This window comes from Mucilaginibacter auburnensis (assembly GCF_002797815.1).
Classification (GTDB): Bacteria; Bacteroidota; Bacteroidia; order Sphingobacteriales; family Sphingobacteriaceae; genus Mucilaginibacter; species Mucilaginibacter auburnensis.
Window position 1 is genome coordinate 1,479,169 of sequence record NZ_PGFJ01000002.1, and the last position, 23,410, is coordinate 1,502,578.

At 41.6% G+C, this 23,410-nt stretch carries 15 protein-coding genes; 9 read left to right on the plus strand and 6 right to left on the minus strand.

Annotation, left to right across the window (positions count from 1 at the left end; genetic code table 11):
- Positions 1-20: 20 nt before the first annotated feature.
- The gene (locus CLV57_RS17300) at positions 21-1,859 is read right to left on the minus strand and encodes a UbiD family decarboxylase (RefSeq protein ID WP_100342632.1); all 1,839 of its coding nucleotides are present in this window, start codon (positions 1,857-1,859) and stop codon (positions 21-23) included.
- A 111-nt stretch (positions 1,860-1,970) separates the two neighbouring features.
- Positions 1,971-4,457, minus strand: a complete 2,487-nt coding sequence (locus CLV57_RS17305) for an outer membrane beta-barrel family protein (RefSeq protein WP_100342633.1) — start codon at positions 4,455-4,457, stop codon at positions 1,971-1,973.
- A 166-nt stretch (positions 4,458-4,623) separates the two neighbouring features.
- Between CLV57_RS17305 and CLV57_RS17310 the strand changes: the two genes are divergently transcribed.
- From CLV57_RS17310 to pruA, 6 genes are all read left to right on the plus strand, one after another.
- Positions 4,624-5,913, plus strand: coding sequence for a serine aminopeptidase domain-containing protein (locus tag CLV57_RS17310; RefSeq protein ID WP_100342634.1), 1,290 nt, complete (start codon positions 4,624-4,626; stop codon positions 5,911-5,913).
- A gap of 88 nt (positions 5,914-6,001) precedes the next feature.
- Positions 6,002-7,483 (plus strand): hypothetical protein, encoded by a 1,482-nt coding sequence (locus tag CLV57_RS17315; RefSeq protein WP_100342635.1) that lies wholly within the window; start codon positions 6,002-6,004, stop codon positions 7,481-7,483.
- Positions 7,484-7,573: 90 nt separating this feature from the next.
- Positions 7,574-8,401 (plus strand): formyltetrahydrofolate deformylase, encoded by an 828-nt coding sequence (gene purU, locus CLV57_RS17320; RefSeq protein WP_211290089.1) that lies wholly within the window; start codon positions 7,574-7,576, stop codon positions 8,399-8,401.
- Between the two features lie 242 nt (positions 8,402-8,643).
- Positions 8,644-11,547: a restriction endonuclease gene (locus CLV57_RS17325; RefSeq protein ID WP_211290090.1), complete on the plus strand. Its 2,904-nt coding sequence runs from the start codon at positions 8,644-8,646 to the stop codon at positions 11,545-11,547.
- Positions 11,548-11,627: 80 nt separating this feature from the next.
- The gene (locus CLV57_RS17330) at positions 11,628-13,451 is read left to right on the plus strand and encodes a site-specific DNA-methyltransferase (protein WP_211290091.1); all 1,824 of its coding nucleotides are present in this window, start codon (positions 11,628-11,630) and stop codon (positions 13,449-13,451) included.
- An 816-nt stretch (positions 13,452-14,267) separates the two neighbouring features.
- The gene (gene pruA / locus CLV57_RS17335; protein ID WP_100342639.1) at positions 14,268-15,896 is read left to right on the plus strand and encodes an L-glutamate gamma-semialdehyde dehydrogenase; all 1,629 of its coding nucleotides are present in this window, start codon (positions 14,268-14,270) and stop codon (positions 15,894-15,896) included.
- A gap of 69 nt (positions 15,897-15,965) precedes the next feature.
- Here pruA and can read toward each other — a convergent pair whose 3' ends face one another.
- Positions 15,966-16,622, minus strand: a complete 657-nt coding sequence (gene can, locus CLV57_RS17340; protein WP_100342640.1) for a carbonate dehydratase — start codon at positions 16,620-16,622, stop codon at positions 15,966-15,968.
- Positions 16,623-16,691: 69 nt separating this feature from the next.
- The gene (locus CLV57_RS17345; RefSeq protein ID WP_157799209.1) at positions 16,692-17,186 is read right to left on the minus strand and encodes a hypothetical protein; all 495 of its coding nucleotides are present in this window, start codon (positions 17,184-17,186) and stop codon (positions 16,692-16,694) included.
- Positions 17,187-17,369: 183 nt separating this feature from the next.
- Between CLV57_RS17345 and dnaK the strand changes: the two genes are divergently transcribed.
- Complete coding sequence (dnaK, locus tag CLV57_RS17350; protein ID WP_100342642.1) at positions 17,370-19,283, plus strand: molecular chaperone DnaK; 1,914 nt, start codon at positions 17,370-17,372, stop codon at positions 19,281-19,283.
- Positions 19,284-19,495: 212 nt separating this feature from the next.
- Here the strand turns inward: dnaK and CLV57_RS17355 are convergent, their stop codons facing one another.
- Positions 19,496-21,754 carry a glycoside hydrolase family 31 protein gene (locus CLV57_RS17355; protein WP_100342643.1) on the minus strand — a complete coding sequence of 753 codons (2,259 nt, stop codon included), beginning with the start codon at positions 21,752-21,754 and terminating at the stop codon, positions 19,496-19,498.
- A gap of 89 nt (positions 21,755-21,843) precedes the next feature.
- Between CLV57_RS17355 and CLV57_RS17360 the strand changes: the two genes are divergently transcribed.
- On the plus strand, positions 21,844-22,179 hold the full coding sequence (locus CLV57_RS17360; protein WP_100342644.1) for a hypothetical protein: 336 nt from the start codon (positions 21,844-21,846) through the stop codon (positions 22,177-22,179).
- A 55-nt stretch (positions 22,180-22,234) separates the two neighbouring features.
- The gene (locus CLV57_RS18450) at positions 22,235-22,414 is read left to right on the plus strand and encodes a hypothetical protein (protein WP_157799210.1); all 180 of its coding nucleotides are present in this window, start codon (positions 22,235-22,237) and stop codon (positions 22,412-22,414) included.
- Positions 22,415-22,486: 72 nt separating this feature from the next.
- Here CLV57_RS18450 and CLV57_RS17365 read toward each other — a convergent pair whose 3' ends face one another.
- Entirely contained in the window at positions 22,487-23,386 is a 900-nt protein-coding gene (locus CLV57_RS17365) for a nucleotidyltransferase family protein (protein WP_100342645.1), read from the minus strand.
- Positions 23,387-23,410 lie beyond the last annotated feature (24 nt).

Here is a 23,410-nt window from a genome sequence, read left to right on the forward strand (position 1 = left end):
AGATATATAATTTGAGGTTCTTAAATCACCCCGTACAACTCACCTCCCGGCTGCCCCATCAGGTCAACCAGTTGCTCAATTTCACGCACACGCTCTAAAACAGGCGCATGGTGCGGCTTTATGCGTGCATCAATCATTAAGGGGCCATGGCAACCCCAATGCTTGTGCTCGGTAAATTCATTGATGCCATAAATATCATGCGACGGATTACTGCGGGTAAAGGTTACCCAAACAAAGTTATCGATGTTAGCTGCAGTAAACGCAGCATCATCACATAATACCATCAGCGGTAATCCGCTAAGGTCCATCTCGCTCAAATGCTCCTGCAATATTTCCAGCATTAAAGGCATATCGCTGGTGCGGATGTTGGCAGGCACCTCAATAGCCAACACACCCGGTATTACCATTTGCCAATTAACAAATGGGCGCGGCAAGGTAAATCCGCCGGGCATTTGAGGCCAAAGCTCGCGTTTTACATCGCCGGCTACGGTTATGGCCACTTTACTGCCAGAGTTTAGTCCGCTGCCACTATAATCAAGTGTATCAATGGTTGTTTTGGTATAAAAGTGCAAATCACGGGTTAAATCAATACGTTTTAATATGTGGGTTAGAAAACCGCTGAGATCATGAATATTGAGCGTTGGATAATCCTCATGCGCAGCAATAAATAGGTATTTAGCCAGGCTTAACTGGTTCTTACCTAAAATATGATTAGCTATGGTCAATATTTCCTGCGGACGACGTTCTTTCAAATAAGGCGTGTAACGCTCGCTGCCTATTGCAAACAAAAGCGGGTGAACTCCTGCAGCGTCGACAGCATTAACCTCTTTCAGGCCGGGAATTTCTTTTGGCAGTGCCGAACCTGCTATCTCATGTATCAAAGCGCCAAAACTGGTATCTTCCTGCGGAGGTCGGCCAACTACCGTGAACGACCATACCGCATCCTTACGATGGTACACATTGTGCACTTTCATTAACGGAAAAGGGTGCGTTAAGCTGTAATAACCCAAGTGATCTCCAAAAGGGCCCTCAGGTTTATTTTCATGCGGCATTACAGTTCCGGTTATTACAAAATCAGCATCAGCAGAAATACAAAAACCTTCATCGTCATACAAATACCTGAACCTCCTGTTACCCAGAGCGCCTGCAAATGTCATTTCTGATAGCCCCTCGGGCAGCGGCATAACCGCAGCTACCGGATGCGATGGCGGACCACCCACAAATATGCTTACCTTAAGCGGCTGCCCTTTTGCATTGGCTTTGGTTTGATGCACACCAATACCACGATGCAGTTGATAATGTAAACCTATTTCCTCATTTAATATATAGTCATTACCGGCCAGTTGTATGCGGTACATACCCAGGTTGGCGTTCATGATGCCTGGCTTGTCCGTATCTTCGGTATAAACCTGAGGCATGGTAACAAACGGACCACCATCTTTTGGCCAGTTAACTATTTGCGGGATATCGCTTATCTGGCAGCGTTCAAAATTTTTGAGGTAACTTTTACTTAATTTTTTTGGCAAAGCCGAAAATGCAGTAAGCGCAACACCGGCATTTTGTATCGGGTTCTTTATAGCTGACAAGGGGTCATTCTTGAGCTCAACCAATCGCTTTATCTTATCCAACGAATCGCGGAAGATGAATTTTGAACGTTCCAGTGTACCAAACAAGTTAGACACTGCCGGGAATTTACTACCCTTTACTTTTTCAAATAATATGGCAGGGCCATTTGCCTCAAATACCCTCATGTGTATGGCAGCCATTTGCAAATGCGGATCAACCTCCTGCTTAATGCGGATTAAATGACCGTTCTTTTCCAGATCGGCTATACATGCCTGTAAACTTGGATACCCCATATCAATTATTTGTGCGGCAAAAGTACAAATTGGGTAAGGCGTTTATCAAATATATAATTGGGTAGTTGTTAACGTTGACCTTCAAATTATAATACAGACCTGATCTAAACATTAATTGCCGGATCCGGCTACGTTACCCGTGCGGCGTTGTTCCTCTTCGTTACTTACCCTGTGCGAACCGGCATTTTTAAGCTGCCTGTTTCCAAAACGATAACTAAAGCCAAACCTTACAACGCGGCCTTCTTCGCGGTTAACTATAGCCAGATTTAAATTCTGGTAGTTGGTGAACGAACGGTCGCGCTCAGTTCTGAAAAGGTCAACAGCGGCCAGTCTGAATGTGCCCATTTTATTAAATACCGACTTACTTATCCCAGCATCAAACCTGTAGTTGGACTTAAACCTGCTCACCCCGTAAAAGGTTGGCGATTCGTATTTCACGATCACTTCTGCAGAAAAACCCGCGCCTATAGTAAAACTCTGTATAGAATTGAAAAGCACATCCTGTATTCCCTTATCTAAGTTTCCGTTTTCAGCATAAGCTTTAATGCGCTGGTAGGATGCATCTATTGCAAATGTTGCGTTCCACCATTTAGTAAATTCAAGCGGGGCAAAAAACCTGATGCCATAAACGGCCCAGCGGCCAAAATTTTCGCGCGTGGTAACGTTCACCTTACTTTCATTATCCTGATTGTAGGCATTGAAATCGTAAAAATTATCGGTGACTGAGGCATACAAGCTTGTGCTGATTCTGTTTTTATACAAATGCGCCAGCTCCAGCTTGTTAGTATAGGAAGGCAACAATTGGGGGTTGCCCGAACGGTAATCATACAAATCTACGTAGTATAAAAAAGGATTAATATCCTCATACAAGGGTCTGAATATACTCCTGTTGAAACTAAGTGTAAACGTGTTTTTTTCGTTTTGCGTGTACTTTATTGATGCCTGCGGAAACAGATCGGTATAATTTTTTTTAAAGTTATTTTTGATATTTACAGAAGTACCCGTTGCTATGGTTTGTTCAACACGTAAGCCTGCAGTAAACTTCCATTTAGTTACCGATGTATTGAACAGTGCATAAGCCGCATTTATGTTTTCGCTATAAGCAAAACTACTGCTAAACCGCGGATCAACCGTGTATGCGCCATTCACCTGGGGGCCAAATATCAAGTCGTTGTCACTCTCTACATGGCTGTATTTTAATCCTGTTTCCAGTTGTGAGTTCTTTGACAGCGGTTTAGTGTAATCGACTTTTGCGGCCCAGATATTTATTGCGGATGGCGACAGATTTTGCTGGAATAGCGTTGGCCTGTACACCTCTCCAGATGCCTTATTGAAGTAATTGCCTATGTACTCGTCAGATTTACGGTCAAAATGATTGAAGCTCAAATCGGCCGAAAGCGTTTGTCCGAGCGTATCTAACTTTCCACTATAATTTACATCGTAATTTAAGTTAGATAGGTTACGCTTCAGGTTAGCCATGGTAACTATTGTTGAATCAAACCTTCCATTGTTAGAAATGCTCAGGAAATTATCTTTTTGATAGGTACTGTTGTTAATGGTTCCATTCACCAACACACCTAAAGTGTGTTTAGGCGACAAGAAGAAATCAGAACCCAGTCTGAAAGTGTGATTAAAACTCTCGCGGGTGGTGTAATAGCGCGAGTTATAATCGCTCACCAGCGATTGATAGGTAATATTTCTATCGGTAGTAAATGTGCGGAATGATTTATTTGCTGAGTAGTTATAGTTACCGAAAATATTAACCTTGCCCATACGGTTATTGAAGGTTACGCCACCGGTAGCTTTGTAAAATTTGCCGTAGCCAACACCTAAATTAAAGGTGCCGTTAGTGCCGGCATTAGCTCCCTTTTTTAAAATGATATTGATAACACCTACTCCACCAGCATCATATTTAGCCGATGGATTTGATATCAATTCTATTTGCTGCACGTTGCTACTCTGCATACCCTGCAAAATGGCAGTTAAATTCTCGCCTGTTAAATTGGTTGGCTTGCCATCTATTAATATCATGGCACTTTGCCGGCCAATAATGCTTATAGACCCGTGACTGCCGATCTGTACTCCTGGTGCCTGCCGCAACACTTCGTAAACCGAGTTGCCCTCGGCAACAATACTGCTTTGCACATTAAGCACCACCCGCCCTGGTTTTACCTCAACGTAAGCTCTCCGCGCACTCACAGACACTTCTTTCAATTCGGGAACAGATTTATTAAGGGTAATATCTGGCGCTACCACGTCTTCGCTCCCGATAAAATACGGACCAGATAAGGATTGATCATAACCTATGCGCGACGCAATTAAAAGATAGGCCCCCTGTTTAACTGTAAAGGCAAATTGGCCGTTGACATCACAGGCGGTTGAGCTTAAAATGGATGAATCAGCCGCTAAGAGAATAACTGTAGATAACTCGGCGGGCGCCTTGTTTTCAATAAATACTTTACCCCGTAAGAATTGCGTTTTTACTTGGGCACTGGCATTTGTAGCGGCAAATAATATTAAACCAATAACCGCCAATTTGATCAAAGCTGTAATTGGTTTTTTGTACGAATTATAATGTAAGTAGATTTTACCGATCATTAATTGCCTTTATTACGCACTTTTTAAAGCAAATGTTTACTATTTAAGATAGATAAAGTAACCTTTCATGGCATGCTTTGGTTAAAATGCGCAACCAATTTAAATAGTAAGCTGTTTTTTACTAATTTTCCCATTGAAACCGCGGTATCAAAACCACCCCATATTAATGAAAAGATTTAATATTATAATAATAAGTATTCTTTTTCCGGCAGTGCTGTTTGCCCAGCCAGAACCGGCAAATTACAAAGCTGCTTTAGGCTTGTTTGAAAAATTTTATAACCGCAATCAGCCTGATAGTATTTCGGCCCGTTTTAGCGCTCAAATGAAAGCGCAGCTGCCTGCAGCGCAGTTCAGAGAGACCACAACGCAGCTAAAAGCTCAGTTAGGCGATCTGGTAAAGGCTGATTTTGTATCATACGCCGATCCGCTTACTGTGTATAAAGCTACATTCAAAAACGGCACTTTCCTGTTAAATATATCACTTAACGCTAATAATGAATTTATAGGCTTGCTGCTCAGACCTTATCAGGAAACGGCAGCCACCGCGGCAATTACTGATCCCTCAATAGCCGAATCGCCGGTGTTGCTGAAAACACTTACCGGTACGTTATCCGGTACATTGGCTATTCCTGCTAATGCAGCGGGCAAAGTGCCGGTTGTGTTGATCATTGCCGGATCGGGTGCTACAGACAGGAACGGCAATAACAACCAGGGCTTACAAACCAATACTTATAAGGAAATAGCCGAAGCGCTGAGCAAGCAGGGCATAGCATCTTTACGTTATGACAAACGCATGGTTGGTCAAAGCGTTAGCACGCAAAAAGAGGAGAACTTGGTTCTTGATGATTATACCGATGATGCCATAGCCTTTATTAACCTGTTAAAAGCCGATCAGCGGTTTTCAAAAGTGGTGGTACTGGGCCATAGCGAGGGCTCGTTAGTTGGCATATTGGCCAGCGGCGCTGTTGAAGAAAGCGTAGCCGGTTTTATCTCCGCTGCCGGAGCAGGTGAACCTGCGGAAAAAATATTGCAGGAACAGATGAAATCGCAGCCATCGTACCTGGCAGCAGGGCTTAACAAAGTGCTGGATTCGCTGCGTCGCGGAAGGATAGATAAAAAGGTTGACCCGCAACTTTATGCCATTGCGCGTCCAAGCATACAAATGTTTTTGATGAGCTGGTGCCGTTTTGATCCGCAAAAGGAAATTAAAAAACTGAAGATCCCCATATTGATCGTACAAGGTACTACCGATTTGCAGGTAAACGTAAGCAATGCTGAGAAATTGAAAAAAGGTGCATCAAAAGCTAATTTAGCCGTTATACCCGGCATGAACCATATTTTAAAAGAAGCGCCCGAAGACAGGCAACAAAACCTGGCCACCTACACCAAACCCGATCTGCCGCTTAAACCTGAGTTCGTAACCAGCGTGGTGAGCTTTATCAAGGGGCTGAAGTAGCACTGTTATTAAAATAATTTAAAGCTGTAAGATGTTCTCTTACGGCTTTTTTTATTTTTGCAGATATATTAAGAAATCAACCCTTATCATGAAACTCCCCTTTCTGTTTTTAGCCTTTTTAATTGTATTTTATTCAGCCAATGCGCAACAAAAAAATCCACCCGTAGTTGAAAATTTCGCTAAAAGAATCACCAACTCGGAGGCTATGGTCTTTGATGAACATTTAAATGTTATAGGCTTACAAACAGACGATGATAAATATGATGTTGTTGGTGTTGACGAAAACATGCAATCTTTGTGGAAGATAGCTTTAGATGCTAATACCTTGTGGATAAAGAAATTCAAAAGCAAGGTATTGGTGCTTGCATCGCTAACCAACAAGTCTAAAGCGGTAGGTGACGTAACCTACACGGCATACATGATTGATCCGGCTACCGGTAAGATAGCCGGCAACAAGGTAGTTTATCATGCAACCAATGAATTTGTACAGCAACCTCAGATATTTACAGGAAACGGTGATTTTTTTAAGCTTGCCGTACGAACCACAACACGCAAAGAAAATACCGGCGTGTGGGCGGACATGTTCAAGTCTGGTGGTAAAATTGCCAAAGAGTGGAACCAGACCGCCGACTTGAGGATCATTTCATATAATGAAAAACTGGATACTATAAACACTTTAAAGCCCGTAACAACTAACGGACTATTTCTATCGCTTACCGTAAATAAAAATCAGGATGTGTTTATAGGTTGGTTTAACGGGCCAAGTATGGAAATTTATAAATACGATGCCGGCCAAACCAAACCTTCTAATTTTATGGCAGTACCCGTAGACTTTAAATCCGGACAGAATAGTATAGTAGCTAACACCTTATTCTTAAGACCATCAGAAAATAAAAACATCATTAATTTGGCGTTGCTTTATAACAATGAAAAAGGTTTCCCTCAATTGGGTATTGGTAGAATGGACTTCTCTAACAATCAGAAAAAATTTGTTACGCAAGTTTTTGACAAAGCAACTTTAAATGCATTTAAGAAAAGCTTTCAGCCTGTAAACAAAGACCTTGACAATGTTGATTTTGGTCTTCCTGAAGCGATGACTATTCAGCATATAGAAGAGGTAAATGGAAATATTGTTGCGGCGGTTGCTGCTAATTGGTTTCAAACAAGCAGCAGGGGTATTACAGTTCATATAACCAGCTCTGTTATAATTAACAGCTATGACCAAAACTTAAATCTCAAATTCCAGCAAGTTTTACCAACTACCGGTTTTCATGTGTCAGACGTTCTTACTGTAGCCTTTCATGTTAGGAAAAATGAGTTAGATGTACTCGCCAACACCAAAAACGGCATGGCATCAAATGCTTGTGCCTATGCGGCGCTTGACCTCAATACAGGTAAGTGGGTAAAAATGTATAAGCTGTCAAAGAAAAAAATTCCAGCCTTTGCTTATTCAAGAGGCTCGTCGGCATTGTGGTATGCCGATAGGTTTGTTGTTCCGTATTTTAGTCTGGTAACATATAGTTATGTAAAAAACAACATTGACCTGCAATCAAACTTTTACCTCGACTAACCATAGCCCTCTTAATAAGGTTTACCAAGCTTATTTATAAAATAACAGGCGTAGTTTATACCTTAGCGCTGTGTATTTATAACATTTGCCATGATCATTGTAATTCAGTGTGCCGACCAGGTTGGATTGGTGGCCGCTATTTCTTCGGTAGTTTCAAAACAGCAGCTCAACATAGTTTCTATGCGGGAGTATGTTGACCAGGCCGCCAACTTGTTTTTTATGCGGCTGGAGGTAGAGGAAATAAGCAATACCGAAGCGCTTGAAACGCAATTAAGAGCTGTGTTACCTGCAGATGTTACCATACACATTAACCCCACGCCTCAAAAAAAAATAGTGGTGTTGGTTACCAAAGAGTACCACTGCCTGGCCGATATACTGATACGCAACTACTTTAACACCCTTGGCGCTACCGTGCAATGCGTTATTGGCAATTACGACCATCTGCGCGATGTTTGCGAACGCTTCGGCATTCCGTTTTACCATGTATCGCACGAGGAGAAAAGCAAGGACGACTTTGAACGCCAGATAATGGGCCTCATCCAGCCGCATAACCCCGACTACCTGGTGCTGGCCAAATTTATGCGCATCCTCTCGCCTGCTTTTGTGGCTCAATACCCTATGCGGGTTATCAACATACACCACTCGTTTTTGCCCGCTTTTATTGGTGCCAACCCCTACCGCAAGGCTTACGAGCGTGGTGTTAAGCTAATTGGCGCTACCGCCCACTTTGTATCTAACGAATTGGACGAGGGCCCCATCATTGCCCAACAGATCATCCCGGTTAACCACTCCTTTACCGTTACCGATATGGTGAACGCCGGAAAGGAAATTGAAACCTCCGTACTGGCTAAAGCCCTAAAGCTGGTTTTTGAAGACCGCGTGTTTGTTTATAATAACAAAACGGTGGTGTTTGAATAGTTAGCTTTATTAGTTGACTGTTGGCTTAGCGTACCGTCTCATTTGCAGATGCGAGACGATGTGAAACGACTTTCTCTGCAATCATCTGAATTTCATTACCATACACTTTTTGAGTGAAACGATTTTGAAACGGGTGAGACGGTTTTTTTGAATTAAGAATCACCAAAATAAAAAAGTGATTTCAATATCCTAGTAAAATTCACTAACATTAATCCTTCATTATAGGGTATGTGTAAATAATTATGAGAGCAGAAAAAAAGCAGTTTCAATATGAGATACAGGCCTATCAAGAGGAATGTGTAAATAATATTGTTAACCTTTTTGAAAGTCTTCACCAAAAAGCCAAATTTTCCGAGGTATTCACCGCGCACCATAAAAAGAACAATTATAGCTTTCCTGTTAAGGAAACTAATAATATTGATATAATGATGGAGACCGGAACGGGCAAAACGTTCACGTTCATAAAAACCATTTTTGAGCTAAGTAAGACCTTTGGATATAAAAAATTCATCATTCTTATCCCAACAGTTCCTATCCGAGAGGGAACCCGCACAAATTTAGAGGACACTAAAAGCTACTTTAAAAGTTACTACGCCAACGAGAAAGAAAAGGAAATTGAAACCTTTGTTTATGAAGGAGGAAACGTTTCAGCTATAAAGCAATTTATTTCCACGGCTCATTTGTCGGTTTTAGTGATGACGCCCAGCTCGTTTAACAGCAAGGACAACATACTAAATCGCCCGTTAGGAAACGATATAAATCAGCCTGAACTATATGTAAATAATCAGGACCCACCAAAATCCTATCTGGAATGCTTAAAGCGCTTAAACCCGATTGTGATAATGGACGAGCCTCACCGTTTTGAAGGTAATGCTTTTAAAACCTATTTTGATGGATTTAACAATTACTACTTACGTTTCGGTGCTACTTTCCCTAAGAAAAAGGACAGCTTACCTTTATCAAACGTAGCCTATGTAATGGACAGCATTTCCTCTTTCAGGCAAAGTCTGGTAAAGAAAATTGTTGTATATACTCAAGATGTTGTTGAAAGTACAGATACATTAATAGCTATTGATAATAAAAAAGCAATTGTAAGCACACTTATAAATGGAATTGTAGTAAAACGGATTTTAGGCGTTGGCGAAAAATTTAACAATAAAAGCATAAAAAAAATAAATAAGGATACCATTGTTTTAGCCGACGACACAATTGAAAAAGTAGACTACTCATTGTCTGACCAATCATTGGGGGCAATGATCAAAGAAACTATTAAAATACACTTTGAAAAAGAACAAACCTTGTATGAGCAAGGGATAAAAGCCCTCACTTTGTTTTTTATGGAAAGCGACACAAGTTTGTTTCGCGGAGACAATCCTAAAGTAAAAACAATATTTGAAGAAGAGTATTTAAAACAATACAATGGGGTTTTAAGTGAACTTGACCAAACGACTGATTATTATAGGTATCTACTGAAAGACTTTAACAGCGATAACGAGTTGCAGGTTCATAAAGGCTACTTCTCAGGTGACAAAGGAAATGCCGACGAAAAAATAAAAGAGGGTGTTGACGAAATTCTGAAAGATAAAAAGAAACTGCTTTCATTTGATAGTCCTACCCGTTTCATTTTCTCTATATGGGCATTACAGGAGGGATGGGATAATCCTAATGTATTCACCATTTGCAAGTTATCAAATCAAGGCAGCGAAATTTCTAAGTTGCAGCAAATAGGCCGCGGCCTACGCATTAGTGTAAATCAACAATTACAACGTAACACACTAAAAAACCTGAATGATGATCAGGAAAAGTTTTGGAAAATAAACAACCTGGATGTTCTGGTTTCAAGTAAAGAGCAGGGCTTTGTAGAAGCTATTCAAAATGAGATTTTAAGTAACTCCTTTTTGGTTGCCAATACATTTACAGAGCAGGAACTGGTTAAAGCGCTACAGGAAAAATGGGGCTTTGATGATGACACAGCGGTTATGCTGGTTGATGATGTACTGAAAGAAAATAAAATGATTATTAGGAAAGCAATAGTTGACGGACAACGGATTTACGAAAAATCTCCCGACTTTGCTGCCATACTTAAACAACAAAACTTACCCCCTGAACAAGTCAAACCACTGGAGGGCCTGTTTGCAACCGACGCTAATACCTACGTTCAAAAAGGCGAGAAAAAGAAAGATAAAAAGAAGATTTTTATCAAGGCTACGCATTTGCAAGAGTTTCAAAACCTTTGGAATACCATTAACAAAAATGCTTTTTATATTCTGGACAGTTTAAATGATGAGAGTGAAAAACAACTCATTAAAAACATAAAAACAGATATTGAGGCGTTAAATATTGAAGAAATTTTATTACAAACGGTACGTGCTGAGTTAAGCGCAGATAAAATTGGCCAACAAGGTGCTATAACAGAGAAACTGATTGACACGGCTACCTACAAAAATAAAGTTGATTATCTGGCATTAGTGCGCACCTTGGCTAACAATACTAAAACACCGCTGTCATTTATAGTTAATGTGTTTAATGCTTTGAGCACTGATTTTAAAAGCAAAATGCTTCTAAACAATCCGGAGCAAGCCCAGCGGGAAATTTCTCAAATAATTAATAACAACTTACTCAAAATGCTCAAGGCTAACATTAGGTATGATGGCATTAACGCGACAGCATTACCTAATGTATTCAAAACCGAAAGCGGAAAAACGTACTTAGATACCGGAAGCGTTGGTAAATTTCAAAAGGATATTGTAAACGATTTTTCGTTAAAAACAAAGTGGGTTTTTGAAGATGTGATTGAGTACGACAGCGACTTTGAATTAGAAATTGTAGAGCAAGACCCCGACATGGACAGTATTGAAATTTTCGGTAAGCTGCCTCGCCTAAAAATTAAAACCCCTTTGGGCGACTACAATCCCGACTTCTGCTATGCCATTAAAGGAGCTGAAGGTAATAAAGTATTTTTAGTGGTAGAGGCTAAAGGATACAAAACATCAACAGATATACCTCCTAATGAGAAAGGAAAAATTGATTTTGCTAAAAAATACTTTGATGCGCTTAGTGAGCATTACAAAGATCAAAATATTAAAATATCATACAAAGAACGTATCAATAGAACACAATTAGCGACATTGATAAACAAGGCGTAAAAATGGCATCACAGGAATTTATACAGGCAGGCTTTAACGTTGTTGGAACAGAAAACAGCGAGAACAAACTATTAAGCTTTTTGAAAGAGAATTACCCTAATGTAATACGCGATACCGAAATAAACCTTGAGGAACTAAAGGCTGTTTTAGGATTGCCCGTTGACGAAAAAGTAAACGGATACGGTTTGAACTTTGTGGGAAGAAACTTTGCAAGGGCCAAATATGCAAAAAAAACAGAAAAAGAACTACGCCTGAATACCGCGTTAAGCAAGCATATAGACACCACCCAAAACCTCGTGCTTAAAGGCGACAATTTAGATAGCCTAAAAATTTTAAAGAATTACTACAGCGGACAAATTAAGTGCATTTACATAGACCCGCCATATAATACTACAAAAGACGAGTTTGTCTACCCCGACAAATTTGACAAGGAAGAAGCGGAAGTACTGGGTTTGACTACTTTGAGTGAAAACGATTTTGACCGGATGGATTTTAGCTTTAAAACTAAAAAAAGCCATAATGGTTGGTTAGCATTTCTATATCCACGTCTGTTGTTAGCAAGAGACTTATTGAGCCCTGACGGCGCGATATTTATAAGCATTGATGACAATGAACAAGCGAATTTGAAACTACTTTGTGACGATGTTTTTGGGGAGGAAAATTTTGTCGAAATATTTTCATGGACTAAGACAGCAACTCCGCCGGGCCTATCAAATAAATCAAGAAAAACCAACGAGTACATACTATGTTATGAAAAAAACAAAAACAATTATAAATATTTTGGCGAGGAACTCGACGGTGGCGATCAACCTTTATTGAATGACGGGAACGGTATCGGCAAGTTGGTTATTCCTAAAGAAAAAATTAAATTCAATTGGGCGGATGGTATTTATGAGGCAGGAACATATCACAGAATTCAATTATTAGAGCCGATAAAAATTGAAAAAGGGATACCTAACAAAGATATTTCGGTACAAGGTAGATTCAAGTGGCAGCAAACTTTTCTTAATAATGAGGTAGTTAAGGGAACAACATTCATTGTAAAATCCAAAAAATTCTCAATTAGATTTCAAAGATTCGAAGACGAGAGTTATAAAACACCTACTAACTTCTTAAGAGATAGAATAACTAGTCCACAATTGGATAAAGAAAATGGGAACGTTGATACTAATGAAACTGCATCAAGTCAACTTGAAGAACTATTCGGCAGTAAAGTGTTTGATTTTTCCAAACCGATATCACTAATAAAGTATTTAGTTAATTTTCTCGTGAAAGACGAAGAAATAATACTCGACTTCTTTGCAGGTAGCGGTACAACCGGGCACGCCGTCATGGATTTGAACAAAGATGGTGGTAATAGAAAATTCATACTCTGCCAAATTGATGAACCCATAAAAGCAGATAAATCAGCTTACAAGTTTTGTGTCGAAAATAATTTGCCACCAGTAATATCAAGCATTACCGTAGAACGTTTAAAACGAGCGGGTGAGAAGATTGCACAAGACATTGAAGTTGAAAATACTAAGAGTGGCATATTTGATGAAGACAAAAAACAAATACCCGATATCGGCTTTAAGGTGTTTGATAGTATAGACGCGCCGCAACTTAAAATTGACGATAATGCACAAATTTCAATCAATTTAAATGGTATTGATGCGTTAAGCCGTATTTACAACATGATTTTCACGCTTGGTTTAGACGAGCCTACACAAGTGCCCGAAGTTGTAGTAGAAGATCACATCTACAAAATTGGCACCCATTATTACATTACCAACAGCGAAAAAATCAGTACGGATGATTTTGCATCAGCTATTAAAAACGGCAAGGTATTTATTGACGGCTGGACAGCCAGCCTCAACGGCACTTTACAGAACTATAAAGAAGACGTAAAAATTGTTTTTTAACTCAGTTAGCAGCAAAGCTTCGGGCGAAAAACAAATGCGCAGGTGGGATAGTGCGGTAGGAAGGCATCAGTAACGTCGCGGTTGCAGGTTAGGCCGCTGCAAAGTTTAGTCCGCCGCGGCGGGACGTAGCCGTGGCGCATTTGTTTGCAGGGTAAAGGCACTGTGCGGCAGAGAAGCCTTGCTACCGACTTGATCTTTTGTTACTTTTCTATCAAGAGAAAAGTAAGATAACGTTGTTGCAAGGGCGGACTATTTGTCGCTTCATTACCGCTCATAGCCGCGGCGGCCTAGTCACTTTTTCCTTGATGAAAAAGTAACCAAAAAATCAAGCCGAAAAAATCCTTCCCCGCACAAGTCCTTTACGCATGGCCCGGTTTTTCGGCAGGCCTTACCCACTTTTGGAGTTGCACATTTCCGTTTTCAATGGTGTTCCGGTACCCTACCCTGTCAGCGGACCAGAGATTGCCACGCTATCGCTCGCAATGACAATGATCAAATCTTGTTACACAAAAAAGTTCAACCACCCCATTTTTCAATAACTTAAATATCAGCAACTTAATCAATATATCAACTCAAAAACCCTGACGTAAAAGTTGTTGCACATTGTTACAGACAGATTTATTAAATCACTAAAAAACAACGACTTAACACCTAAACCTGTTACAGGCGTTTCAGCTATTACATCTATTTCTGTGTAACAAAACACGGCTCAACCATCCTCAACAAAAATTACATCTCCCCGACTTTTCTGCCTCTCCCAACTTGCAGAATATCTAACACATTTTTGTTACATTTGATTTCCATTAACTGTATATTATGCTCAAAGGCTTTTTCAATGTGCCCACACCGCACAACGAGGAGGTATTGAACTATGCTGCCGGCAGCAGGGAACGCGCTTTACTACAATCGGCGCTTACCGAGGCTCGCTCGACGCTGATCGATATCCCTATGTATATTGGCGATCAACAAGTACGCACAGGTACTAAATTAGAGATTCGCCCTCCACACGACCATCAACACGTTTTAGCAACTTTTTCTGAAGGCGATGCCTCAACAGTTACCGCTGCCATTGATACCGCTTTAGCTGCCAAGGCCGACTGGGAACGCCTACCATGGGAGCATCGCGCAGCCATCTTCCTGAAAGCCGCCGAATTGCTGGCCGGTCCGTACCGCATGAAAATAAACGCTGCCACCATGCTGGGGCAGTCAAAAAACGCTTACCAGGCCGAGATAGACTCTGCTTGTGAGATCATAGACTTTTTGCGCTTCAACGTGCATTACATGACGGAGATCTACCAGCAGCAACCGCCAATATCCCCAAAAGGCATCTGGAACCGCGTGGAACAGCGTCCGTTAGAGGGCTTTGTTTTCGCGCTTACGCCATTCAACTTTACGGCTATTGCGGGTAACCTGCCAACATCAGCCGCCATGATGGGAAACGTAGTGGTTTGGAAACCGGCTTACACGCAGATCTATGCCGCTAACGTACTGATGCAGGTGTTTCTGGAAGCAGGCTTGCCGCCGGGTGTTATTAACCTCATTTATGTAGATGGCCCCGTAGCCGGTGATGTAATATTCAGTCACCCGGAATTTGCAGGTATACACTTTACGGGATCTACCCCTGTGTTTCAAACCATCTGGCAAACCATTGGTAACAACATCCACAAATACAAAAGCTACCCGCGCATAGTAGGCGAAACCGGTGGTAAAGACTTTGTACTGGCCCACGCCAGCGCCAATGCCGAAGTAGTGAGTACTGCTTTGGTTCGTGGCGCGTTTGAGTACCAGGGACAAAAATGTTCTGCTGCATCGCGGGCTTATATCCCTGCGTCGCTTTGGCCACAGGTTAAAGAATTGATGCAGCGCGATCTGGCTACCATCAAAATGGGTCCGGTGGAAGACTTTGGCAATTTTGTGAATGCCGTTATCACCGAAGCTTCATTTGACAAACTGGCAAAATACATTGACAATGCCAAAGCCGACAGCGGTGTAGAAATAGTAGCAGGTGGCGGTTACGACAAAACCAAGGGCTGGTTTATTGAGCCAACCGTGTTAAAAGTAACCGACCCATATTACGTAACCATGTGTACCGAACTATTCGGGCCGGTACTAACAGTTTACGTTTACGAAGACGACAAATTTGACGAGACATTAGAGGTGGTAGACAAAACCTCTGTTTATGCACTAACCGGAAGTATTATTTCGCAAGACAGGTATGCTATTGATAAGGCTACCTACGCGTTACGCAATGCGGCCGGCAACTTTTACATAAACGACAAACCAACCGGGGCAGTTGTTGGGCAGCAGCCGTTCGGCGGCGCCCGCGGCTCCGGGACTAATGACAAAGCAGGCAGCATGATCAACCTGCTGCGCTGGGTATCGCCAAGAACAATTAAGGAAACTTTTGATCCGCCAAAGGATTACAGGTATCCTTTCCTGGGATAGATTGATGGTTCATGGATCATAGTTCATAGTATTAATTTACTATGAACTATGATCTATCAACTATGAACTCTATTGAAACCGGAACACCTCGTCCAGATTCTGATTATTGCGGGTGCTTACGCCCATATCTTTAATCTTACCGGTTTCAATGCTGTAAACCCAGCCATGTACAGATAAGTCCTGACCTGAGGCCCATGCGTTTTGAACGATGGTTGTTTTACAAAGATTATATACGTTCTCAATAACGTTCAACTCAACCAGGCGATTGGTGCGGTCGGTTTCGTCTTCAATGCGCTCTAATTGATCATGGTGCAGGCGGTAAACATCTTTAATGTGGCGCAGCCAGTTGTCAATCAAGCCGAACTCCTTGTTAGTCATTGCTGCTATAACACCACCACAACCATAATGTCCGGTCACAATTACGTGTCTTACCTTTAATACGTTAACGGCATAGTCTAATACACTCAGCATGTTCATATCTGTATGAATAACCATGTTGGCTATGTTACGGTGAACAAATATCTCACCCGGCTGGGTATTGGTGATCTGGTTAGCCGGAACACGGCTATCAGCGCAACCTATCCATAAAACCGGCGGCTTTTGTCCGTTGGCCAGTTTTTCAAAGTATTCCGGATCTTGCTCCAGGGCCTTTGCAATAAACTTTTCGTTACCGGCTAAAAGGCTCTCGTAAGTAATGTGACTGGTGTCGTGTATATGCTCAGACATAAATGTTGTTTATTAATGTTTGCTTTTAACAGTTTTTATGGGGTTTTGTTGGGAGTAAAGGTATTGTTTTCAAAACATAATCACTGGCACAACAGTTTTCAACTTACGCCATTTACCTTTAGCCGTTTTAATAAAAATGTCAATACTCTCTTCGCCGCAAGCCTCTCCGCACCAGATGCTCCAACTTATAAAAACCATTTTTCTATCGGATGTAAATGCAGGCATTGACAAGAAATTAATATAGTTCTCTACTTGTTGCTTTTTGGTATCTACAAAAAGTCGTGTCTTTAAAGTAGTGGAATCCACCAAAAGTTGCCTGCCATTTATTGTTTGCTTGAGTAAAAAACTCCTTTCATTTTTGGTAAATTGTGTAAGTAAGGGAATATTTGTTAAATCAACATGGAAGGGTGAATTATATTTGATTGAATCTAATGGAACCAGATTTCTGGTTTGAACATACCATTTTAAAAAATCGTTTTGTTCTTTTTTTGTTGGCAACGATTGTGCTCTAACAATTAAGATAACAAACGTAAATAATATTGAGAACAACACCGTCTTGAGCATATCTAAATATATTAATTTCTGCCAACCTGTCACCATTTTCCAACCAAATCCTGCCTAAATTATACCTTTCACCTTTCACCTTTCACCTTTCACCTCAAAAATTATGACAAACCCAGATTGGCACAGCCCTTGTTAATACTGCCATGTTAGGTTTATAATCATAAAACAAGAAATATAATCAATATGTCTAAAATAATCGGAATCGACTTAGGAACAACAAACTCTTGCGTGGCCGTAATGGAGGGTAACGAGCCCGTAGTTATTGCTAACAGCGAGGGTAAACGTACTACGCCGTCAGTAGTAGCTTTTATCGACAATGGCGAGCGTAAGGTAGGTGATCCTGCAAAACGTCAGGCTATTACCAATCCAACCAAAACCATTTCATCTATCAAACGCTTCATGGGTAACCAATACAACGAGGTTACTAAAGAAGCTGAGCGTGTGCCTTACAGCGTTGTAAAAGGCGACAATAACACACCTCGCGTTGAAATTGGCGACCGTAAATATACTCCGCAGGAAATTTCTGCCATGATTTTGCAGAAAATGAAAAAAACTGCTGAGGACTTTTTAGGTACCGAAGTTACAGAAGCGGTTATTACCGTACCTGCTTACTTTAACGATGCGCAGCGTCAGGCTACTAAAGAGGCCGGCGAAATTGCAGGCTTAAAAGTTCGCCGTATCATTAACGAACCTACTGCTGCTGCTTTAGCTTATGGCTTGGATAAAGCGCACAAAGACATGAAAATTGCTGTATTTGACTGCGGTGGTGGTACGCATGACGTATCTGTACTGGAGTTAGGTGATGGCGTTTTCGAAGTAAAATCAACTGATGGTGATACACACTTAGGTGGTGACGACTTTGACCAGGTGATTATTGACTGGATGGCTGATGAGTTTAAAAGCGACGAAGGCATTGACCTGCGCAAAGACCCAATGGCTTTACAGCGCTTGAAAGAAGCTGCTGAGAAAGCTAAAATTGAGTTATCAAGCTCAACCCAAACAGAAATTAACCTGCCATACATCAGTGCCGGCGATGGCGTGCCAAAACACCTGGTTAAAACTTTAACCCGTGCTAAATTTGAGCAACTGGCTGACAGCCTAATTAAACGCACCATTGAGCCTTGCAAAACCGCTTTAAAAAATGCAGGTTACAGCACCAGCGATATTGACGAAGTTATTTTAGTGGGTGGTTCAACCCGTATCCCTGCTATTCAGGATGCTGTTCAAAAATTCTTTGGAAAAGCGCCTTCAAAAGGTGTTAACCCTGATGAGGTGGTTGCTATTGGTGCAGCTATTCAAGGTGGTGTATTAACCGGTGAAGTGAAAGACGTGTTATTGTTAGACGTTACTCCGCTTTCATTAGGTATTGAAACTATGGGCGGTGTAATGACCAAACTGATCGAATCAAACACTACTATCCCGACCAAAAAATCGGAAGTGTTCTCAACCGCGTCAGACAGTCAGCCATCTGTTGAGATCCACATTTTACAAGGTGAACGCCCAATGGCAGCACAAAACCGCACCATAGGCCGTTTCCACCTGGATGGTATTCCACCAGCACCTCGTGGCGTGCCTCAAATTGAAGTGACGTTTGATATTGATGCCAACGGTATATTACACGTATCTGCTAAAGATAAAGCTACCGGTAAAGAGCAAAAAATACGTATTGAAGCTTCTTCAGGTTTGACTGATGCAGAGATCAAAAAGATGAAAGATGAGGCTGAAGCTAACGCTGATGCTGACAGAAAGGCAAAAGAAGAAGTTGAAAAACTGAATGGTGCCGATGCTTTGATCTTCTCTACAGAAAAACAACTGAAAGAGTACGGTGACAAAATACCTGCTGACAAAAAAGCGCCTATTGAGGAAGGTTTAACTAAATTGAAAGCTGCTTACGCATCTAAAAACTTAGCTGACATTGAGGTAGCTCAAAACGAGTTGAACACTGCATGGACCGCAGCTTCTGAGGACATGTACAAAGCTTCAGCAGAGGCCGGTCAGCAACCAGGTGCCGATGCAGGTCAGGCAGGCGGTAACGCTGGTAGCGCACAAGGCGCAGCTGATGATGTAACTGATGTTGACTTCGAAGAAGTGAAATAAGCTACAATAATTAACTCAATATATATCAAGGCCCTCCGGAGTGTATCCGGAGGGCTTTATTTTTTAACTACAAACTCATCACCGCGTCATTGCGAGGCACGAAGCAATCCCGAACTGTGTAATCCGAATCGACAGATAATCAATTTTGCAATGGCGGTCAATCTATCAGCGGCTTGTCGCTCGGGATTGCTTCGTACCTCGCAATGACGCTTTTAAAAGTTTACGGTTAGCGCTTCATTACTACTCTCGCGCTCAATCACCTCTAACCCATCAAAACCATGCAATACAATCTGCAATTTATTGAACCTCGATGTATAACTCCCTTCTACAGCACTGAATGATATACTTCTCTCCTCCGGACTAAATAAGATAACACGCTTATAATATTCCCCTTTCTCATAATTGTAGCTGATGCCATCATCTTCATAATAAACATATTCATTAGCTACAGCACCGTTCCAAACGTGGATTTGCAATATACCATCGCATTCATCAGAAGTACTTTGCACCAAACTTTGCATCGGTATTATGCTTCCGCCTTTAACAAATACTGGCAAGTCATTTAAAGGTGAAGGTACATTGACAGTCTGATTGCCCTCAAAATGCTCATCAGTACTAAAGCGATACCACTCACCTTCGGGCAGATAAACGTCTGCCGCTTGTTCAGTACTAATTACAGGAGCCACCAATAACGCGTCGCCAAACAGGGTTTGATTTTGAAAGCGCTCTTTATAAACGTTTTCATCCCATGTATAGTCGATGGCCAGCGTACGGCTAAGCGGCAAGCCGGTTTGGGTAGATTGGTAAAAGCCCGAATAAATGTAAGGCAACAGTTTGTATCGTTGTTCTATATCCTTACGGATGATGTTCTCGTTCTCTTCTCCCCACTCCCACGGCTCCCGCATGTTCATACCCTGCGCGGCATGGTTGCGGAACATCGGGGTATAAACACCAAGTGAGTTCCAGCGCACCATTAATTGAGGCGATGGATTGCCCATAAAGCCTCCAATATCAACACCTATGAAAGAAAAACCGCCTAAGCCCAAGCTATTCACCAAACGCTGACCAAATAACATGTGCTCATCACTGGCAGAGTTGTCACCGGTCCAGATGGCTGAGTAACGTTGCGTACCGGCATAGGCAGCACGGGTAAGTATGAAAGGACGCTGGTTCTCTAATATCTTTTTGGTACCGGCCTGCGTAGCACGAGACATTTGCATGCCGTAAGCGTTCCTCACCTCCGGCATGTAGCGTTCTCCAAATTTTACTATTGGCGGGATGTTTTGCCCCCATGCAGCAGGCTCGTTCATATCGTTCCAAAAACCTTCTACACCAACATCTGTCAAGCTTCTAAATGCGTTACCCCACCATTCGCGGACGTCTTCACTGAAAAAATCCGGGAAGTGGCTGCGGCCAGCCCAAACGCTGCCGGTGTACAACTCACCGTTGGGGTAAGTAGCGAAGTAACCTTTAGCTACTCCTTCATCATACTCTTTGTAACCTTCTTCTATCTTTATTCCAGGGTCAACAATGGTTACCAATTTAAAATTGATGGCCTTCAGTTGATCAACCATTCCTTTCGGATCAGGGAAACTTTGCTTATTCCAGGTGAATATCTTGAAATCATCCATGTAGTCGATGTCACAATAAATAGCATCGGCGGGTATTTGATGTTCCCTGAATTTACGGGCAATGCCCAGCACTTCATCAGCACTCATGTAACTCCAGCGGCATTGCTGGTAACCCAAACTCCATAGCGGCGGCATTTCCATTCGCCCGGTTAACCAGGTGTAGTCTTTTATAATATCTGCTACATTTTGCGCGCCAAACACATAATAATCCATATCGCCACCATCAGCGCCAAACCAGGTAAACTGTTCATCGGTACTAGCACCAAAATCAAAGTAGCTGCGGTGATGGTTATCAAAAAACAATCCGTAGCAAACGCCGCTGTGCAAGCCAATATAAAACGGGATAGTTTTATAAAGCGGGTCATCCTTAGTGGTATGCACGGCAGCATCGGTGTTCCAGTTTACATAACTCATGCCCCGCTTGTTAAGGTTACCTGTCTTTTCGCCCAGCCCTAAATACATTTCGTCATGATGCAGTTGGCGATAATTCATCACCTTGTCGCCGTCCAGCGTGGTACCAAAGCGGGTATCCTCTGCCGTTAACGGCTTTCCATCCGCGGTAAAAAAATTAAAGCGTAAAGGATTTTTGTTGACCACCAGTTTCATTGCTGAGGTGTTTACCTCAATGGTATCACTCAGATCATGGTAGTTCAACTCGCCTGAAGGACCCTGAATAACAGCCAATGATTGATCGGGTTGCTTATCACGTCGTGTTATGCAAACCCTGATAATCGTGTCGTTGTAAACAGTTACCCTCGCATCCGCAACAGCCGTTTTTATGAATAAAGCACCGTTTTGTATTTCAATGCCTTCTATATTTCCCAGTATTTCAACTTGCATATTAAATCAACGGCTTAGCTGTGCTTTTAGTTTGCAAAAAGTGATAACCATCATTAGGTTACCGATTAATTATGCGTTAAATTTGAATAATGAAATTCATCGCTTCACTGCTTATTTACTGCATCTTTATGCTATCTGCCTTCGGCGGAAGAGTAAAGCCTGTAATTGTTGCAACTGCGCATGAATGCTGCGCAAAAGGCGATAAACATCATTGCGAAAAAAAGGAGCAAAAACCTGTAACCGAAGATTGCGAAAAACAAGGTTGCAACATGCTATTGACCTGCAGCATTTGCGGCTTTTTAGCGGTGGAGCCGGTTGAGGTCAAAGCGTCCGCAGCTATTTTTATTGAAAACCCAGTCCCTATATATAAAAGCGGCAACTCCACCGTTTATTTGCCAGCGGATTGGAAACCGCCAAAAGTTTAATGTTTATTCAAAAAACACAAGAATTAACATTTAAAAACTTTAATAAATAAACACGATGAAAAAATTAATATTAGGTGCTGCTATGGCACTATTCGCTTTCACAACTGTATTAGCCGATGGCAAAGTTCCGGCAAAAAAAGCTGTAAAAAAAGCAACCTGCACAGCTTGCAGCAAAGCTAAGTGCTCAAGCAAAGCCACCTGCAGCAACGCGACTTCCGCTTGTGTTTGCAAATAAAATAGCTTAGCTATATAACAGGAAAGCCGCCCTCATTTGAAGGCGGCTTTCTTGTATAAGAATATTATAGTTCTACCACAAATTAGCAGGGTAGGTACCATTCTCAACCAAGGCCGAGATAGATGCCTGTACAATTTCTTTATCTTCTTTATAAGTTACACCAAACCATTTTGATGGTGTTGGGATAACTTTAAATGCAGCGGTGCCGCTTTTTATCAATTCGTCAGCAACCAACGGTATAAAGAACTCCGCTTTAGGATTTTCGGCATTAGCTTCAACAAATTTTTGAAACATTGGCAGGCTCTGCTCAAATACAGCCGGTGTGAAACCCCAAAAGTTCATTGATACCGGTTTATCATTAGGTAGCGGATGCTCGCCTGTAGCGTCTTTATAAGCTACGCTGCCGTCTTCTTTAAAGTAAACTTCGGTACGCTCGTTAACGCCTGTCATGTTACCTTTATCATCTACTTCACAAACACCACGAGATACTGATCCATTCTCCGACAAGGTTTTATCAATTTGATAACCCATCAATGAGTACTGAGAATCAGTAGCCTCTGTAGTTAAAAACTTAACCATTTTCTCAAAAGCATCATAACCGTAATAATCATCCGCATTGATAACGCAGAAAGGCTCTTTTACCTGGTTGCGTGCAGCAAGCACCGCGTGTGCAGTACCCCATGGCTTAGCACGCTCCACCTCTTTATCAATACCAAAAGGTTTCAGATCAAAACTTTGGAAAATATAATCGGTCTCTACTTTACCGTTTAGCTTAGGTTCAAATATAGACTTGAATTTGTCAGCAAATTCCTCACGGATGATAAAACTAACTTTACCAAAACCGGCCTTAATGGCATCATAAATTGAATAGTCAATTATGGTTTCGCCGTTTGGGCCAAAGCCATCCGTTTGTTTCATGCTTCCGTAACGGCTGGCCATGCCTGCAGCTAAAATAAGTAGAGTAGGTTTCATTGTTATTGGTGATAATTTAGTAAT

What these genes read in the sequence shown, in the direction of transcription:
- CLV57_RS17300 (WP_100342632.1), bottom strand. Translation starts at nt 1,859, where the DNA reads ATGGGGTATCCAAGTTTACAGGCATGTATAGCCGATCTGGAAAAGAAC.
- CLV57_RS17305 (WP_100342633.1), bottom strand. Translation starts at nt 4,457, where the DNA reads ATGATCGGTAAAATCTACTTACATTATAATTCGTACAAAAAACCAATT.
- CLV57_RS17310 (WP_100342634.1), top strand. Translation starts at nt 4,624, where the DNA reads ATGAAAAGATTTAATATTATAATAATAAGTATTCTTTTTCCGGCAGTG.
- CLV57_RS17315 (WP_100342635.1), top strand. Translation starts at nt 6,002, where the DNA reads ATGAAACTCCCCTTTCTGTTTTTAGCCTTTTTAATTGTATTTTATTCA.
- purU (WP_211290089.1), top strand. Translation starts at nt 7,574, where the DNA reads ATGATCATTGTAATTCAGTGTGCCGACCAGGTTGGATTGGTGGCCGCT.
- CLV57_RS17325 (WP_211290090.1), top strand. Translation starts at nt 8,644, where the DNA reads ATGAGAGCAGAAAAAAAGCAGTTTCAATATGAGATACAGGCCTATCAA.
- pruA (WP_100342639.1), top strand. Translation starts at nt 14,268, where the DNA reads ATGCTCAAAGGCTTTTTCAATGTGCCCACACCGCACAACGAGGAGGTA.
- can (WP_100342640.1), bottom strand. Translation starts at nt 16,622, where the DNA reads ATGTCTGAGCATATACACGACACCAGTCACATTACTTACGAGAGCCTT.
- CLV57_RS17345 (WP_157799209.1), bottom strand. Translation starts at nt 17,186, where the DNA reads ATGCTCAAGACGGTGTTGTTCTCAATATTATTTACGTTTGTTATCTTA.
- dnaK (WP_100342642.1), top strand. Translation starts at nt 17,370, where the DNA reads ATGTCTAAAATAATCGGAATCGACTTAGGAACAACAAACTCTTGCGTG.
- CLV57_RS17355 (WP_100342643.1), bottom strand. Translation starts at nt 21,754, where the DNA reads ATGCAAGTTGAAATACTGGGAAATATAGAAGGCATTGAAATACAAAAC.
- CLV57_RS17360 (WP_100342644.1), top strand. Translation starts at nt 21,844, where the DNA reads ATGAAATTCATCGCTTCACTGCTTATTTACTGCATCTTTATGCTATCT.
- CLV57_RS18450 (WP_157799210.1), top strand. Translation starts at nt 22,235, where the DNA reads ATGAAAAAATTAATATTAGGTGCTGCTATGGCACTATTCGCTTTCACA.
- CLV57_RS17365 (WP_100342645.1), bottom strand. Translation starts at nt 23,386, where the DNA reads ATGAAACCTACTCTACTTATTTTAGCTGCAGGCATGGCCAGCCGTTAC.